Annotated in this window: 14 protein-coding genes and 1 pseudogene; 10 read left to right on the top strand and 5 right to left on the bottom strand. The window is 53.9% G+C overall.

Features of this window, described 5'->3' with window-relative positions; translation table 11 throughout:
* Nucleotides 1-4 precede the first annotated feature (4 nt).
* Complete coding sequence (locus tag ACR0ES_RS17315) at nucleotides 5-1,303, top strand: nucleotide disphospho-sugar-binding domain-containing protein (protein ID WP_480484405.1); 1,299 nt, start codon at nucleotides 5-7, stop codon at nucleotides 1,301-1,303.
* A 353-nt stretch (nucleotides 1,304-1,656) separates the two neighbouring features.
* Here ACR0ES_RS17315 and ACR0ES_RS17320 read toward each other — a convergent pair whose 3' ends face one another.
* Together ACR0ES_RS17320 and ACR0ES_RS17325 are read right to left on the bottom strand one after the other, a co-directional pair.
* Nucleotides 1,657-1,860, bottom strand: a complete 204-nt coding sequence (locus tag ACR0ES_RS17320) for a hypothetical protein (RefSeq protein ID WP_170666102.1) — start codon at nucleotides 1,858-1,860, stop codon at nucleotides 1,657-1,659.
* A gap of 236 nt (nucleotides 1,861-2,096) precedes the next feature.
* On the bottom strand, nucleotides 2,097-2,864 hold the full coding sequence (locus tag ACR0ES_RS17325) for a helix-turn-helix transcriptional regulator (RefSeq protein WP_371810850.1): 768 nt from the start codon (nucleotides 2,862-2,864) through the stop codon (nucleotides 2,097-2,099).
* 152 nt (nucleotides 2,865-3,016) lie between these two features.
* Here ACR0ES_RS17325 and ACR0ES_RS17330 point away from each other — a divergent pair, with 152 nt between their 5' ends.
* From ACR0ES_RS17330 to ACR0ES_RS17350, 5 genes are read left to right on the top strand one after another with little or no spacing between them, the layout of a single operon-like run.
* Entirely contained in the window at nucleotides 3,017-4,117 is a 1,101-nt protein-coding gene (locus tag ACR0ES_RS17330; RefSeq protein ID WP_253282989.1) for an ABC transporter ATP-binding protein, read from the top strand.
* 34 nt (nucleotides 4,118-4,151) lie between these two features.
* Entirely contained in the window at nucleotides 4,152-5,315 is a 1,164-nt protein-coding gene (locus tag ACR0ES_RS17335) for an ABC transporter substrate-binding protein (RefSeq protein ID WP_480871404.1), read from the top strand.
* 37 nt (nucleotides 5,316-5,352) lie between these two features.
* Nucleotides 5,353-6,204 (top strand): ABC transporter permease, encoded by an 852-nt coding sequence (locus tag ACR0ES_RS17340; protein WP_171176820.1) that lies wholly within the window; start codon nucleotides 5,353-5,355, stop codon nucleotides 6,202-6,204.
* Between the two features lie 7 nt (nucleotides 6,205-6,211).
* Nucleotides 6,212-7,033: an ABC transporter permease gene (locus tag ACR0ES_RS17345; protein ID WP_171176822.1), complete on the top strand. Its 822-nt coding sequence runs from the start codon at nucleotides 6,212-6,214 to the stop codon at nucleotides 7,031-7,033.
* A gap of 18 nt (nucleotides 7,034-7,051) precedes the next feature.
* Complete coding sequence (locus tag ACR0ES_RS17350; protein WP_170463241.1) at nucleotides 7,052-7,810, top strand: SDR family NAD(P)-dependent oxidoreductase; 759 nt, start codon at nucleotides 7,052-7,054, stop codon at nucleotides 7,808-7,810.
* A gap of 277 nt (nucleotides 7,811-8,087) precedes the next feature.
* On the opposite strand, the gene ACR0ES_RS17355 is transcribed toward ACR0ES_RS17350, so the two are convergent.
* On the bottom strand, nucleotides 8,088-8,705 hold the full coding sequence (locus tag ACR0ES_RS17355) for a GNAT family N-acetyltransferase (RefSeq protein ID WP_480473296.1): 618 nt from the start codon (nucleotides 8,703-8,705) through the stop codon (nucleotides 8,088-8,090).
* A gap of 153 nt (nucleotides 8,706-8,858) precedes the next feature.
* Here ACR0ES_RS17355 and ACR0ES_RS17360 point away from each other — a divergent pair.
* Together ACR0ES_RS17360 and ACR0ES_RS17365 are read left to right on the top strand one after the other, a co-directional pair.
* Nucleotides 8,859-9,044 (top strand): annotated as a pseudogene (locus tag ACR0ES_RS17360) (hypothetical protein); the annotation flags it as partial.
* Nucleotides 9,045-9,165: 121 nt separating this feature from the next.
* Nucleotides 9,166-10,725, top strand: a complete 1,560-nt coding sequence (locus ACR0ES_RS17365) for an acetolactate synthase large subunit (RefSeq protein WP_480473298.1) — start codon at nucleotides 9,166-9,168, stop codon at nucleotides 10,723-10,725.
* Between the two features lie 217 nt (nucleotides 10,726-10,942).
* Here the strand turns inward: ACR0ES_RS17365 and ACR0ES_RS17370 are convergent, their stop codons facing one another.
* A complete protein-coding gene (locus tag ACR0ES_RS17370; RefSeq protein ID WP_480871405.1) occupies nucleotides 10,943-11,455 on the bottom strand; it encodes an RES family NAD+ phosphorylase in 513 nt (170 codons plus the stop codon).
* Nucleotides 11,456-11,594: 139 nt separating this feature from the next.
* Here ACR0ES_RS17370 and ACR0ES_RS17375 point away from each other — a divergent pair, with 139 nt between their 5' ends.
* Nucleotides 11,595-13,136 carry a M81 family metallopeptidase gene (locus ACR0ES_RS17375; RefSeq protein ID WP_480871406.1) on the top strand — a complete coding sequence of 514 codons (1,542 nt, stop codon included), beginning with the start codon at nucleotides 11,595-11,597 and terminating at the stop codon, nucleotides 13,134-13,136.
* On the opposite strand, the gene ACR0ES_RS17380 is transcribed toward ACR0ES_RS17375, so the two are convergent.
* The gene (locus tag ACR0ES_RS17380) at nucleotides 13,133-14,044 is read right to left on the bottom strand and encodes a LysR family transcriptional regulator (RefSeq protein ID WP_480506344.1); all 912 of its coding nucleotides are present in this window, start codon (nucleotides 14,042-14,044) and stop codon (nucleotides 13,133-13,135) included. The two genes, ACR0ES_RS17375 and ACR0ES_RS17380, sit on opposite strands and share 4 nt — an antisense overlap.
* Nucleotides 14,045-14,224: 180 nt before the next feature.
* On the opposite strand from ACR0ES_RS17380, the gene ACR0ES_RS17385 reads away from it, so the two are divergent.
* A complete protein-coding gene (locus ACR0ES_RS17385) occupies nucleotides 14,225-15,805 on the top strand; it encodes an ABC transporter substrate-binding protein (RefSeq protein WP_480871407.1) in 1,581 nt (526 codons plus the stop codon).
* Nucleotides 15,806-15,821 lie beyond the last annotated feature (16 nt).

A 15,821-nucleotide genomic window follows, 5' to 3' on the forward strand; every position in this document is an offset into this window, starting at 1 on the left:
GTGAATGATGAACCGCAAGGAAGCACCCGTAATCGCGTTTTTCCCCGAAGCTAGTTTTGGGGCTGCACTGAATTGTGTGGGGATCGCTCAGGAACTTCGCGCAATGGGTGCACACCCCGTTTTCCTGACCCACGGTGGCTTTGGTGGCGTATTCGCAGATTACGGTTTTGACGAGTTCGCCGTCCCTGTTCAATCAGAGTTGACAGAAGAGGAAACCCAGACCTACTGGCAGGAATTCCTGAGCCATCATCTGCCGCATTTTAACATGCATCCAACTGACCAACTGACCACCTATGTAGAGCCCGTTTGGAACGCAATCGTCGAGACAGCGGAATCGGTCGAACAGGGGTTGGAAACGGCGCTAGAGCGGACCAACCCAGATGTCGTCGTCCTCGACAACGTCATCATGTTCCCGGCCATCGTACGATCCGAGCGCCCATGGGTCAGGGTTATTTCTTGCGCGGAAACCGAGTTGCCAGACAACTGCCTACCGCCGTACCTGTCCGGTCTGCCGGCATCTGACGCCGCCGGGTGTGCGGCATTCCGAGACCAGTACCTGGAGACCCTTGGCCCAATTCATGCTCGCTACAACAAATTTCGCCTGGATAAGGGGCTTGAGCTATTGCCTGAAGGTGAGTTCCTAGAAACATCACCGCATCAAAACCTTCTTTTAGCGCCATCTATCATTCGCCATGATCGTGATCAGGTACTGGACTCTGGACAATTCACCTTTCTCGAAGGCTGCGTTCGCCAGGAAGGTCCTTACCGTGTACCTCAAATGCCCCGTAACGACGGGCCTCTGGTGTACGTGAGTTTTGGCAGTCTGGGTGCCATGGATGTCCCATTCTTTGAGAGCCTGTTCGACGTATTCAAGACAATGGACATGAGGTTTCTGGTCAATGTCGGGGCCCAAATCGACGCCTATTCCAGAGTCCCAGACAATGTTCATCTGCAGGAATGGTTCCCGCAGCCTTCCGTGGTTGAACAATGCGATCTGTTTATTCACCACGGCGGCAACAACAGCTTTTGCGAAGCGCTGTATTTCGGGGTCCCGTCGCTGATCCTTCCCTATTGCTGGGACGGACACGATAACGCCCAGCGGGCAGTTGAGACCAGTGTCGGACTCAGGGTAAATCGATGGGATTGGACACCGGAGCAGTTGGATAATTCGATTAACCAACTCCTTGGGGACGCGGAGATGAAGGCCCGGCTGGCTGCGAACTCAGAGATCATGCAGTTGAGAAAGTCGGTTCAGTTAGCTGCTCAGAAAATTCTGGATTGTGTAAATCCTAACCGAATCTAGGTTATTCCCGTCGGTCATCCGTTTTGTCATGAAGGATGGAAGGGTGCATCGCAATGACCTCTAAATCACTGAACCTAAAGTGTCGGTTTGGGCTCGAGACAGACGCTCGCTGAAATGTCGCGAGCGGCAGCAATACGGGCAAAGCGGTCTATGGTTCTCCAAACAAATCGGCCATCCTTGGGTTTACAGTACACGGTTGTGGAGAGTGAGAAGGACTAGTAGTCTTCACTTTCGGAAGTATAGGGTCTCAATTGGCACCCTCATTGCATGCTGAGCAGTCCTTTATGGCTCACGAGCGTCTAGATACCCTCCGGTTAAGCCCTTTTGGGTGTCAGACGGTATCGTCCGCAAAATTAGGTTGTTGGTTGCTCGGGTGCGTCACCCAGAGCCAGCAGCAAAAGGATAGCCAAAAGGGGTGATCCAACCAAACCGATCAGGAACCAGATAAAACTAGATCGGTTGCGCCGTCCCGCCATCGTGATCGGCAGGATATAAAGCCAGATCACGACAACCAGCAAGATGAACATAAAAATCAACTGGATAACTGGTGCGTCCATGAAATTTTGCCTTTCGAATCTTGACGCCATTTTTAAAACGGCTGATCCGGTTAGATAGACAATGGCCCGAAAGCGTTTTCGGGTATTAATTTAGCCCGACACGGGTCCCGGGCGTCCCAATCCTCTCACTTTGGGTTCCTTGGCTATCAGACAGTGCCGTCCAAATGTTTGGTGCTTTCCGGGTCACAAGGTAGCAAGGTCGGCAAAACGGATAAAGTGGGTGTTCAAGGAACCTTTTAAAGAGCCTTTTCAATGAACTTTGAAAAAAGCTCACCCTGCGAGTTGATCCTAAGTTTCGCGTAAATGTTGCGTCTGTGGATGCGGACTGTGCCTGGAGAGATGCCGAGAATTGTGCCAACAGCTTCTGCCGAATGGCCCTTCAATGTGAACTCAACGACTTCTCGTTCTCGTGGCGTCAGAACGCCATCGCCAAATGCCTGGAATGCTAGATCAACGCGACGACTAACGCCATTCGCTGCGGCGCCGCGGGCCATCGTTGGAAAGTCACTCCAATGTTTGCAACAGGCTGCCCGAACGAGCGGCCATAGAGCGTGCAAATGACGAATTTCCTTGGCTGAAAAAGGCTTCGCTGATCGCATGAGCGAGACCACAACCATCCCAGTGCTTGGGATATCGATAAAGTAGCCAATCTCCTCTGCTAACCCAGTCCTTTTGTAATAGCTGCGATAGTATTCGCCCTGATAGAACCTGTCCGGTGCGATATCGCGCATGCGGTACAGACCCGGTGTTATCGGTTTTGTCGCGGCCAAAAAAAATGGATCAAGTACGTAGGGCCCTGCTTGGTAATCCTCAACAAAAATACGCCGTTTGCTTTTGGGAAAATCGTCGTGAAGGTCTATTGGTGCTTCGGTTCCGACATGGCCAAACACCACCGTAAAATCAAATGGTGCGACCTGCCGTAAGCCATCTGCCAAAGCACATGGAAATTCTGGGGTTCCGATCTTCTCTACGACCCTGCCGGCCTCTTCCATCCAATCGTACACACGCCGCTCCAGATTTTCGAAAGGCACCTCTATACCCCAATTGTGGTATATACAGTTAATCCGAGTTATTGTTACTTTTCCTTGTTTGAGTGGTATGCCAGCAAATGCCAAAAAATCAAGCAAAAGGAAAACAGCAGTATATGAGCTTTGACATGAGCGTCACCATGCAGACGATTGCGGAACTCAGAGGAGTGACCAAGACCTTCGGGAATGTGGTCGCCGCCAAAGACCTGAATCTTTCCATTGGGAAAGGAGAGTTCCTGTCGTTCTTAGGCCCATCTGGTTGCGGCAAAACCACTGCACTTAGGATGCTGGCGGGTTTCGAGAAACCAACCGAAGGTCAGGTGTTGCTCGATGGCGAAGTCGTCAACGACTTGGATGCGCACCATCGCCCAGTCAACATGGTGTTTCAGCACTACGCTCTTTTTCCTCACCTAAGCGTGTTCGACAACATCGCGTACGGCCTGCGCCAACGACGACCACGCGTAGACAAACAAACAATCGCGACAAAGGTTGAGCAAGCGCTGGAAACTGTCCGTCTTGGTGGGTTTGGCCCACGTCGCATCTGGGAGATGTCTGGTGGTCAGCAGCAACGCGTCGCTTTGGCGCGTGCGATCGTAAACGAGCCCAAGCTTTTGCTGCTTGATGAACCAATGGCTGCTCTGGATCGAAAGCTTCGAAAAGAAATGCAGTTTGAACTGCAGAACCTGCAACGACAACTGGGAATAACTTTTGTCCTCGTCACGCACGACCAAGAAGAAGCGCTTTCAATGTCCGACCGAATTTGTGTGATGGAAGGCGGCAGTATTGTGCAGGTTGGCAGCCCACGCGAACTCTATGACATGCCCCGCAGCCGCTACGTGGCTGGATTTGTAGGCACCTCAAATTTCTTTGATGCAACTGTAACTGACGCAGTAGCCGACCAAATCACTGTGCGTTTAGCGAGTGGCCAAAAGGTGCACGGAACTCCGGAGATTCCAATAGATGCAGGGCAGGAAGTTTGCGTCAGTATCCGTCCTGAACAGATCACGCTGACCCGCGCGCTGCCCGCAGCTGAAATTGCTTTGCCAGTTACCATTCAAAATCGGATCTTCCTTGGGGAGCACACAGAATACCTTGCGCGCAACGAAGCACTGGGTGATTTCCACGTACTTGTGCCAAGGCAAGCGGAATTGAACGAGGGGACGTTCAATGCAGGAGAACAGGCCTTTGTTTCATGGGGCGAAGGCGCACTGCTGATCCTGGAAAATTAACAGATCCCGCAATCCAACAACAGAGAGGTTCACAATGACTAAGGATAATGGGACTATTTCCAAGCAAAAGTTCATGGAAGAGCTTCGCCGGTACCAAAAGGGTTCGGTCACACGGCGACATTTTTTGGGCGTGACAGGTCTTGGGATGGCAACGGCCGTTCTGGGCACGGCTATGCTTGGGTTGCGTCCACGCCCGGCATTTGCTGCCGGAGACATTGGCGACCGAGTGATCCTCGCCACGTGGCCGAACTACCATGACGAGATGAACTTCGAAGCCTTCACGGAAGCCACTGGCGCCCACGTTCAGGTCAATGTTTTTGGCTCGAACGAAGAGATGTTGGCAAAACTGCAAGCCGGAGGGTCTGGCTGGGACGTGTTCGTTCCAACCAATTACACGATCACTACGTATGTGGGCGAAGATCTGATCATCCCGCTCGATACGTCCAAACTGCCAAACTACGACGCAGGTTCATTCGAACAGCGCTTTTCAGATGCCGGCTCTGTCGATGGCCAGCTTTACGCGGTGCCGAAAAACTGGGGCACGACCGGCTTTGCAGTGAATACTAGTAAGCTTGACGGCGCTCCGACTCCAACCACTTGGAAAGAGTTCTGGGACCTTACTATGGAAGGTTACTCAGGTCGGACAATGGTGCATGATTACCAACTCACCACCATCGGTAATGCCCTGAAATACTTCGGCTACTCCTTCAACTCGGTCGATGAGAAGGAACTGGCGGATGCCGAGAAATTGTTGCTGGATGCTAAACCGCATCTGTTTGCAATCTCGTCGGATTATCAGCCACCGATGCGTAACGGTGACGCGTGGATGACGATGTGCTGGACAGGTGACGGCAAGCAGATGAATGTCGACATGCCTGAAATCGCCTACGTTCTGGGAGCCGAGGGCGGTGAACTCTGGTCCGACTACTACGCTATTCCTAAGGGCGCACCCCATATGGATGCCGCTTATGCCTTGATCGACTTCCTGCTGAACCCGGAAGTTAATGCGAAAGAAGTCCTCGCTCATGGCTATCCATCGGCTGATGCTCGCACCAATGCGTTGCTGCCGAAGGAATTGCTGGAAGATCCGATCCTTTATCCGGCAGCTGACCTTCTGAATGCGCTCGAGTTTGGCGCGGCGGCTACGCTAACCGATCCAAACCGTGCCGAGTTGCTCGCCCGCTTCAAGTCGGCCTAAGCGGCAAGGCCGCAATATCGGAAAAGACGAGGACAATATGACCGAACGAGGCAGAAAAGCACTGTTGCTGGCACCGGCAGGAATATGGCTTTTGGTAATGCTTGCCCTTCCACTACTGGTCGTCTTCGTCTTTTCCTTTGGCGAACGGGGTGCCGCCGGAGGCTATGTTCCAGCGTTCACTTTGGAACAATATGCCAACCTTCCTGCGCGATGGACGGCGTTTAAGAACACTTTGATCCTTGCACCTCTGGGGACTATCGCTGCGTTGGTAATTGCCTACCCGCTCGCCTACTTTCTTGCGGTGCGTTGTTCACCAAAGTGGAGAACTTCGCTGTTGATCCTGGTGATCGTGCCGTTCTGGACATCGATCCTGATCCGATCATACGCATGGATTTTCATCCTTGGGGGGCGTGGCTTGCCCGCTTTACTAGAGTCGATCGGCATCGATGATGTCCGCCTGATAAATACGCCGTTCTCTGTGCTTGTGGGGATTGTCTATGGGTATCTACCGTTGATGGTTTTCCCAATTTTTGTAAGCTTGGACAAACTGGATAAACGCCTTCTGGAAGCCTCAGCGGATCTCGGCTCTACTCCGTGGCGTACGTTCCGTCAGGTAACACTTCCTCTGTCAATACCAGGTATCGCAACTGGCTGCATGCTGGTCTTCATCCTACTCATGGGCGAATTTCTGATCCCAGCGATCTTAGGTGGCGGAAAAGTGTTTTTCGTCGGAAATGCGCTGGTGGACCTGTTCCTGCAGTCTCGAAACTGGGCGTACGGATCGGCGGTCGCAATGACGCTGGTTGTCGTAATGCTTGTCACTGTCTCAATTTACATGAAATTCATCTCGCGCCTGGGTGGCCAGCGCGAAGATGTCTCGCTGATGTGAGGGTCCGATGCGCTTATACGCGATTTGCGTCTACCTTTTTCTCTATATTCCAATCGGCATCATCGCGCTTTTCAGCTTTAATGCCGGACGACACGCAAGCCAGTTCATGGGGTTCTCGACCCGATGGTATGGCAAAGCGCTCAACAACCCATTTGTTATGGACGCGCTCGAGACCAGTCTGCTTGCGGCATTCATAACTGCTTGCCTCGCATCCACACTCGGAACCATGGCGGCCATCGCTTTACAAGGGGTTAAGGGATGGCTCCGAACTTTATTCGATGCGATGATTTATATTGCGATAATGATACCAGGTATCGTCATCGGTATCGCGACACTCATTGCCCTGGTCACCGTATTTGGCTGGCTAAACCCGCTTCTTGCGAGCCTATGGCCCGATGGAGCAAATCCCCCGCAACTTTCCATGGGGATGCCCACGCTTGTCGCCGCACACACCATGTTCACAATGGCGCTGGTCATAATCATCGTACGTGCAAGGCTATCGGGTATGGACCGTGCCCTCATGGAAGCATCGGCTGACCTCTTTGCGACGCCCTGGGGCACCTTTCGGCAGGTGACCCTGCCGTTGATAGCACCGGCAATTTTGGCGGGCTTCCTGCTCAGCTTCACTTTCTCATTTGATGATTTCATCATAGCGTTCTTCGTAGCTGGCTCAGAAACAACCCTGCCTATCTACATATTCTCATCCATCCGGCGCGGCGTAACGCCCGAGATCAATGCCATCGGCACTATGGTTATGGGCGCGTCGCTCTTGTTGCTCGTTGCAGCGCAACTGCTTTTGCGCCGAGGCGCCTCAAAATCGAATAGTTAAATAAAGGAGCCAAGTGAAATGCGGCTTGCAGGTAAAGTCGCGCTCGTGACGGGCGCGGGATCAGGAATTGGTCGGGCGGGTTCAATGGCAATGGCACAAGAGGGTGCGCATGTTGTGGTAACGGATCGCGATGCAACACTTGCTGAAGCCACTGTGGCCGCGATCGTTGCGCAGGGGAATCAAGCATCTGCCATACAGCTTGATGTGACCGATGACGATGCCCTTACCAAAGCCATAGACGAAGCAGTAAAAAACTTCGGTCGGCTTGACGTGTTGCACTCTCATGCTGGGTTGCAGATCGAAGGAACGCTGGAAGAAGTGGAACCAGATGGAATGGATGCTTCTTGGGCATTGAATGTCCGCGCTCACTTCATTGCCGCGCGCGCAGCCGTCCCCCATATGAAATCACAAGGTGGAGGCAGCGTGATCGTCACGGCCTCCAATTCTGGGGTTCAATACGACCGGGGCATGATCGCCTATGCGACTACAAAGCACGCAGCTGTTGCGATGGTCCGGCAGATGGCAGCCGACTACGCTGTCCATGCAATCCGTTTCAATGCCCTTTGTCCAGGATTTGTGGACACCCCCTTCAATGCAGGCTTCGAAAAGCAGATGGGTGGCCGTGCCAAACTGGAAAGCTACATCGAGCAGGCGATCCCTATGAGTCGGTGGGCGACAGTTGAAGAGATTGGCCATGGGATCGTCTATTTAGCTTCAGATGAATCCGCTTTTATGACGGGGCAAGCCTTGGTTATCGATGGCGGTGAATGCATTTAGTGATGGGTTAGACCGCTCAAGAGAATGTCTATCGCCGCACTTCATTTTTGGTGAGCACATTTCAGTCCGCTTTGGGCTCACAAAGGACCTCGGGGCCGATGCAGAAAGGGTCCCTGCCCTGCCAATAACGGTTCACGCAGGCGGCCCATAAGAGACATTCATCGCAGTCACTGGTGCCGCAGTGCGGCTTCACCAGACCGGCCATTCGCTACGGACATAAATATCCTGAAACTGCCGAACTCACAGATTGCAGACAATGCAGCCGTTTGATCTACCGCTATTGGGCGGCTCGAAACATCGGAAACAGGGGTGGGGCTTGGTCGGCTTTGATTAGACCCATCTCTTGGAAACCATAGCGCTTATACAGCGATAGATTTGTAGGGTTTGTCGACTCTAAGTAAGCAGGTCTTCCATCTTCATCACAACGTTTGAGGCAGCATTCAAGCAACGCGGACCCCAATCCTTTTCCTTGGCGAATTGGATCGACCGCAATAAATGCTAAATGCCAGCAATCCTCATCGGGATGATAATTGTCCATCTGCCCGAAGGTTTCGAACAACGCATCATGCTTTTCTGGTGAGACCGTCTGCTCAAAACAGGCGACAAGCCGTTCTTCGTCAGGGTGAATGCTTGGCGGAAGCCAAAGTGCGCCAGCAGTGAAATCATCGTTCCGAAACGCGCTACCCTGTTCAAATGCACGCCCGCCAAAGAAATCCATTACTCGCGGGAAGTGGGTAAGGAAATCGGCAGGTTCAGGATACAGCCAACGCATGAACGGGTCCGCAGAAAATCCAAGAGCAAGTCCGCTTAACAAACTTTCTGCTTCACTTCGGGTTGATGATCTAAACATGAAATTACCTTTGGTCGTTACACCTCGATTTTCACGTTTCAGCATGTGGGCCGCAAATACTTGTTGTCAAATGCGCAATTTATTGTCCTGCTCAAGCAACGATGGATGGCTACGTCGAGCTCCCAGCAGGCCTCTGAGGCGACGCAGCATCCTGTAATATTGTTTCTCGTCAATGTCGGGTTGTCGTTGTGGGAGGGCATGGCGGATCGGAGGATCAGTCATGGAAACCCAAACATACCTGCCGTTCGCGCGCTTCGCCCAACCTGGAACAAAGGACGTATCGTCGGTCAGAAGCGGCCGCCAAAACCCAAGCATGTCTGGGCGACCCGAGTTCGACTTGAACTGGCCGAAAACCACCGCGATTTCGCGTTGTTCAACATGGCATGTCTTACGGGCGAGGGCATCGATGACGATTGACGGCCTGCACATCATCGAAAGCTTTTTCAGTTACTTTTAGATTGTCTCTCCCATAAAGTTCGTTGAAATCAGAGTTGGCGGTGATCGAATGAATGGCGCAGAATCGTTAGTCAAAACCTTTCTTCACAATGGTGTGGATACGGTTTTCGCCAATCCAGGCACGTCTGAAATGCACTTTGTTGCGGCTCTTGATAGACATCCCGAGATGAACTGTGTTCTGTGCCTGTTCGAAGGTGGAACGACGGGCGCCGCTGATGGCTATTACCGCATGAAACGGGACGTCGCCGGCACTCTGCTGCATCTTGCACCGGGGCTAGGCAACGCATTTGCCAATCTACACAACGCCCGAAAATCAGGGTCCGGGATCGTGAATGTGGTGGGAGATCACGCAACACATCACCTGCGCTATGAAAGCCCACTCAGAGGCGACATTATTGGCGTAAGTCAGGCCATAAGCCATTGGACACGAGTTTCTGATCAGGCCACAAGCGTCGCATCGGACGGGGCCGCAGCCATCCAGGCCGCCCGATCTCAAAACGGCCAGATCGCCACTCTTGTTCTTCCCGCCGATACTGCTTGGGATGCAGCGACTGGCCCTGCGACGAATAGCATTCTGGCCCAACCACTTCATCGCCCGTCCTTGGAAGGCATCGAGGCCGCAGCCATGCGTCTGAAGACTGCAAACGCGGCTTTGATGATAGGTGGTTCCGCGCTTTTTGGTCCACTTCGTGTACTGGCTGGAAAAATTTCCGTCAAAACCGGATGCCGCCTGTTGGCGGATACTCTAATCCCTCGAATTTCGAAGGGGGCCGGGGCTGCCAAATTGGATCAACTTGTGTATCCAATTGCACCCAAGATCGCTCAGCTTGAACAGACATCGTCAATCACTTTGATCGGCGCCGACCAACCCGTTGCCTTCTTTGCATACCCGGGCAAACCGAGCACACCCGAGCCCGCCGGTTGCACGGTTTCAAGCCTGTGTGCTCCGACGGATGATATTGCCTGGACTCTTCAAACACTGGCAGATGCGGTTGGTGTTTCGAGCAAGACACAGCTGAACACATACGCTCTCGACCTGCCTCCAATCCCAACCGGAGATCTCACCCTAGCGAAAGTCGGCCAAGCGTTAGCGGCCCTCATTCCCGAGAATGCTATCGTTTGCAATGAATCCGTGACGTCCGGGTTTCACGTCATTCCTCCGACTGCAACCGCGCGACCACATGACTTGCTTGGGGGAACCGGTGGTGCGATAGGGCTTTGCCTACCGTGCGCAACCGGCGCAGCAATTGCATGTCCAGATAGAAAAGTAATTGCTCTAACAGGCGATGGATCAGCCATGTATACGTTGCAATCTTTGTGGACGATGGCACGCGAAAGCCTGGACGTTACGGTGATTGTTTTTGCAAACCGCGGCTATCAAATCCTTCGAGATGAGCTGGCAAATGTCGGTGTTGAGAGTTTTGGCAAGAATGCGGAGGCAATGTTTGATGTGGAAAACCCAACGCTTGATTGGGTTGCGCTCGCTAAAGGGCATGGGGTTCCCGGAATACGAATTGAAGACACCGATAGCTTTGCAAAAGCCCTTTCCGCGGGGCTATCACGTGACGGCCCTTCCTTGATCGAAGTCATGTGCCCGCCAGCATCTTGAACACAAGTTCTTTTTGAAACGGGCGGCCCAAAGCCGCCTTTCGTTACCCAAAGCGAAGCTACATTTTGGCACTGAAAGCAGACTGTCACGAGCGCTCAAACAACATGCAAAAAAATGTCATTGGCGTGCCAGAAGAGAACTCATGACAATGTCCTCCACACAGCCAATTTTCGCGATGACCATAATTGCGAAATGATAGTTGGTCGCACCTTAAACGTCACCGATAATCCGGCAGGACGGAAACCGGCTTCACTTCACTACGCCGAAACACGCCAGGTGCGCCTGGCTCGCTCCATCGAAATAAAGTTATGTGCCAAAGACCCGGACGCCTTCGCGAAGGGTCAATCAACCCGATATGCCGATCTGTTCTGAGCCGATCAGCAGCGAGCCATGAAGACGGCTCTCCGCCCGCAGCTAAGAGTTTGCGCCAGGGCTGACTGGCGAGTGCATAGATATCCGCGGCTTCGGGGCTGCGCAGATCGAATAACGCACATCGTTCCACCTCGAAGGTCAGCACAACCCGCGGGCGATCATCCTTCCTAACGTCCTGTCCGATGGCGACCCTTGCGCTTTCAAGATCAGGGCTCAGATACAAAGCGTCTTGCCCGCGGCGATTGAACCGGGCGGATGGGCGATCTGGTGCGCCCCGCAATAGGTGAACGTCTGGATCATCGGCCCAAACGATCTTTACGAATTCTCCGGAAACTTCTGTCAGCATAACGGGTGGCACTGATCGTCTGCGCGTCGCGTTATAGGAAAGACGCAAGGCGGCAGGGGTTTTCCTAGAAAAGAGAAGACGCATGATATCTTGATTGAAATCACTTACTCATGTTTCCTCTCACTGTGTTGCACTTCCAAAGGCCTTTCGCATGACGGCTCCAAAGATCGCCCTCCTTGGCGCTATTCTCGAGTCAAATCGCTTTGCTCCCCCGGCTGATTTGTCAGACTTTAAGTCTCTGACATGGCTTTCAGGCGATGCTTTGATGTCTGAAGCCAGATCCGCGACACCAAAGCTGGCAATAGAATTTGCAGCTTTTGTCAGGACAATGGATGCTACGGGCGACTGGACTCCGGTACCCTGTATCTTGGCAGCCAGCCACCCGGCGGGTCCAGTACGAAAAACCGTGATCGAAGAGATCATAGTGACTTCGGAAGACATGCTTCGCTCAGCTGGGCCTGTTGACGCAGTTTACATCTGCAATCACGGCGCGATGGTTGCCGAGCATGACCACGACCCCGATGGTTTGTTGATGTCGCGCATTCGGAGAGTTGTCGGACCGGACGTACCTATCGTTGCGACACTCGATCTGCATGCAAATATCTCACAGCGGATGGTCGATGCCTGTGACCTGATCGTCGGCTATCGGACCAATCCCCACGTCGATCAGATAGAACGTGGCGAGGAAGCCGCTTTTTCGCTGCGCCGGGTTTTGGCGTCAGGCGTCCGGCCCCAAACCGCGCATGTCAAGCTGCCTCTTGTTCCGGCATCCGTAACCCTACTAAGTGCCGAGCACCCGTATGGCACCCTGATTGACCACGGTCAGCGACGACAAGCCGAAGGTCGAGGTGACTTTCTAAACGTATCGATCTTCGGTAATTTCCTTTTCTCCGACACGCCCGACAACGGTCTGAGCATCGTTGTCACCGCGCGTGAGGACCAGAAAGCGGCCAATGCACTGGCGGAAGAACTGGCAGACATGGCCTGGTCATTGAGGAAGGATTTCGTTCGGAAACTGACAACCGTGACGGAAGCGATCTCGATTTCCACCGACCAAGCGCGCGCGCCTGTGATTTTCTCCGATGCCGGTGACAATCCTGGCGGCGGCGGCAGTGGCAGGACCACGGAACTGTTAGCCGCTCTTCATGCGGCAAAGGTCGAAGAATGCCTGTTCGGTTCCTTTTGTGATCCGGAACTTGCGAACGAAGCCCATGGCATCGGTGTCGGCGGCAAATTCAGGGCACGATTCAACCGGTCTTCCGATTCCAGCGCTTTCTGGGCGCAATGGGATGTACCTTTTGAGGCGGATGCAGAGGTCTTGGGTCTCCATAATGGAGATGTGGTAGGTGAACTGGGCATGACAGCTGGTCGCAGATTGGTCCTGGGCCCATGCGCTGCGCTTCGTATTGGTGGTATCACCGTGGTGGTGATCACCGATCGCACACAGACTGCCGACCCCGTGTTCTTTCACATGTTCGGACTGGATATTGCGTCGGCCCGGACCGTTGTTGTGAAATCCCGAGGCCACTTTCGGGCCGGATTTTCCAAATGGTTTGGGGCAAATCAGGTATTTGAAGTCGACACGGGCGGGCTTACGTCGCCTGTTCACGACCGCTGGCCGTTTGCTAATTTGCCACGACCGAACTTTCCGATGGACTTCGATACCTCGCGGGCGGAGCAAATGTTGCGCTAGACGGGCTCTGAATACTTGTCATGTGGCGTCGTCAATTTGACAAACTGCATGAACTGGCGGGCAAGTTGCGACGGCGGTCGGCCTGATGGTAAAACGAAGCTGGTGTCATAGAAGATGGCGGCGTCAAATGGTCTGACGACAACGCCTTCCATCCCCGACGACAGTAACGGGAACGGGTTGATCAGCGTCACACCCAAACCCTCGCGGACAAGCTCCAAAGCGGCCATATTCGTTGCTGTTTCAGCGACTTGTTTTGGACGAATTCCAGCGCGCGCAAAGATCTTTTCGGTGATCGCTCGCGTCCCCAGCCTTCGCAGAAACTCGATCAGCGCGACGCCTTCAAGGTCGTGCGGCGTCACCACTCGTTTTTCCGACAGCGGATGGTTGCTCGGCATGGCGCAAACCACCTGACTGCGGCGCCAGGGCATTAGGTGAACACCCGTTCGTTGGATCATCGCACTCGTCAAGCCGAGATCATAGCGGAGGTCGAGAATGCCAGCGACAAGCACGTCCGTGGCCTGAATATCCAATTGAAGCTGCTTTCCCTCATTCTTCTTGAGAAAACTGGCCACCCTAGAGATGACAAAGTGATGCGCCAGAGTTGGCGGCACGATCAGGCGCAACGGCTCGTTATCCGGAGTAGCCCATTCTGCGCCCTCGATGTCCGCAAGCGTCTCGAAGATTGGGTCCAGTTTTTCGTTGAGACGCAATGCTTCGTCTGTTGGGTCAATACGTCCCGATCGGCGGAGAAAGAGCGATCGCCCAACACGGGCCTCGAGTTGGGACAAGGACCGGCTTACGGCAGACTGCGAAATCCCCATTCGCCGCGCGGCGCCGATGGTTGTACCAGTCGTGATTACGGCTCTCAGGGCCTCAAACTCGCGCAGTCTGTGTCGGTGTTCCGTCATGCTACGTTACTCCCCCAGTTTGAGCGGCTGAACATCCAAACTCTTGGATTGGTCTATGCAGAGTTGCATAGCATTGAGTATTGGCAATGTTTTTTGCGGTAGCTAGCCTTTTTTACAGGGCGCGGGATCGGCCAGGGATTCGCCTATTCACAAGCGCCAAATCAACAGGGAGTCTTTTTGATGAGGAAACTCACATCTGCGACAGCCGTCGCTGTCGGCATTTTGGCTTTCGGCGCCGGTGCTGTTTCGGCGGAAAAACTGACGATCGGCCTCGCTTCGGAGCCGACGTCACTCGATCCGCATTTTCATAACCTTGGTCCGAACAACGCCATGTCCGTGCACATCTTTGACCGGCTGATCGCGCAGGATGAGAAGCAGCGCCTATCGCCGGGTCTTGCCGTGTCCTGGGAGCCAATTGATGAATTGACTTGGGAGTTCAAGCTGCGTGAGGGCGTAAAGTTTCACGACGGAAGCGACTTCACGGCGGACGACGTCGTCTGCACCATGGCGCGCGCGCCGGACGTACCGAACTCTCCATCGGGATACGGCACCTATCTTAAGGGTAAGGAAGTCGTCAAGATCGATGACTACACGGTGCACTTCAAAACGGCCGCACCTTATCCGTTGATGGGCAACGACATTTCCACGATCCCTGTGATCTCAGAAGTGGGCTGCGAAGCAACGACGGAAGACTTCAACGCGGGTACGGCCGCCATCGGCACAGGGCCGTTCAAGTTCCAAAGTTACACGCCGGGTGAAAGCATCGTGCTGGTACGGAACGACGAATACTGGGGTGATGTACCGATCTGGTCCGAGGTGGAATTCCGCCCAATCACGTCCGGTCCGAGCCGTGTTGCATCGCTTCTTGCCGGTGACGTCGACATGATATCGGGCGTTCCGACGACCGATATCACAACACTTAAGGGCAACGATGGTATCCAGCTGAGCCAGGGCGTGTCCAACCGAGTGATCTATCTTCACATGGACCAATTCCGTGAGGATTCACCCTTTGTGAAGGCCAACGGTGGTGGCGATATAAAGAACCCGCTCATGGACGTCCGAGTCCGGAAGGCGATCAGCATGGCGATCAATCGCGACGCGATCGTTGAGCGTGTCATGGAGGGGGTTGCGCTGCCCGCTGGCCAGCTTCTGCCCGAGGGATTCTTTGGCGTGTCCGACAATCTGGACGTGGTGGCTTATGACCCGGACGGTGCTAAAGCACTTCTGGCTGAAGCCGGTTATCCCGATGGATTTGAAATGACAATCCATGGGCCAAATGACCGCTACATCAACGACGCCAAAATTGCCGAGGCAATTGCGCAAATGTTGACCCGTGTGGGCATCAAGACAGCAGTCGAAACAATGCCGCGTTCGGTATACTTTGGACGCGCGTCCAAAGGCAGCCCGGAGGGTCTGCCGGAGTTCAGCTTTATCCTCGTCGGATGGGGCGCGGGGTCCGGCGAAGCGTCCTCGCCTCTCAAATCGCTGATCCACACCCATGACAAGGATGCGGGCTTTGGATCATCGAACCGTGGCCGGCACTCGGATGCTGAAACCGACGCGTTGATCGAAGAAGCCCTGCGAACAGTCGATGACGCAAAGCGGCAGGAACTACTCGCCGCGGCGACAGAGCGCGCGATCGAGAATGTGGCGATCATTCCGACTCACTTCCAGGTCAACACCTGGGCGGCCAAAAAAGGTCTGAGCTACATCCCTCGGACCGACGAGTACACTCTCGCGACAGGCGTCGTGAAAGAGTAATCGCAATGCATCCGGG

The organism is Ruegeria sp. N7 (assembly GCF_056531345.1).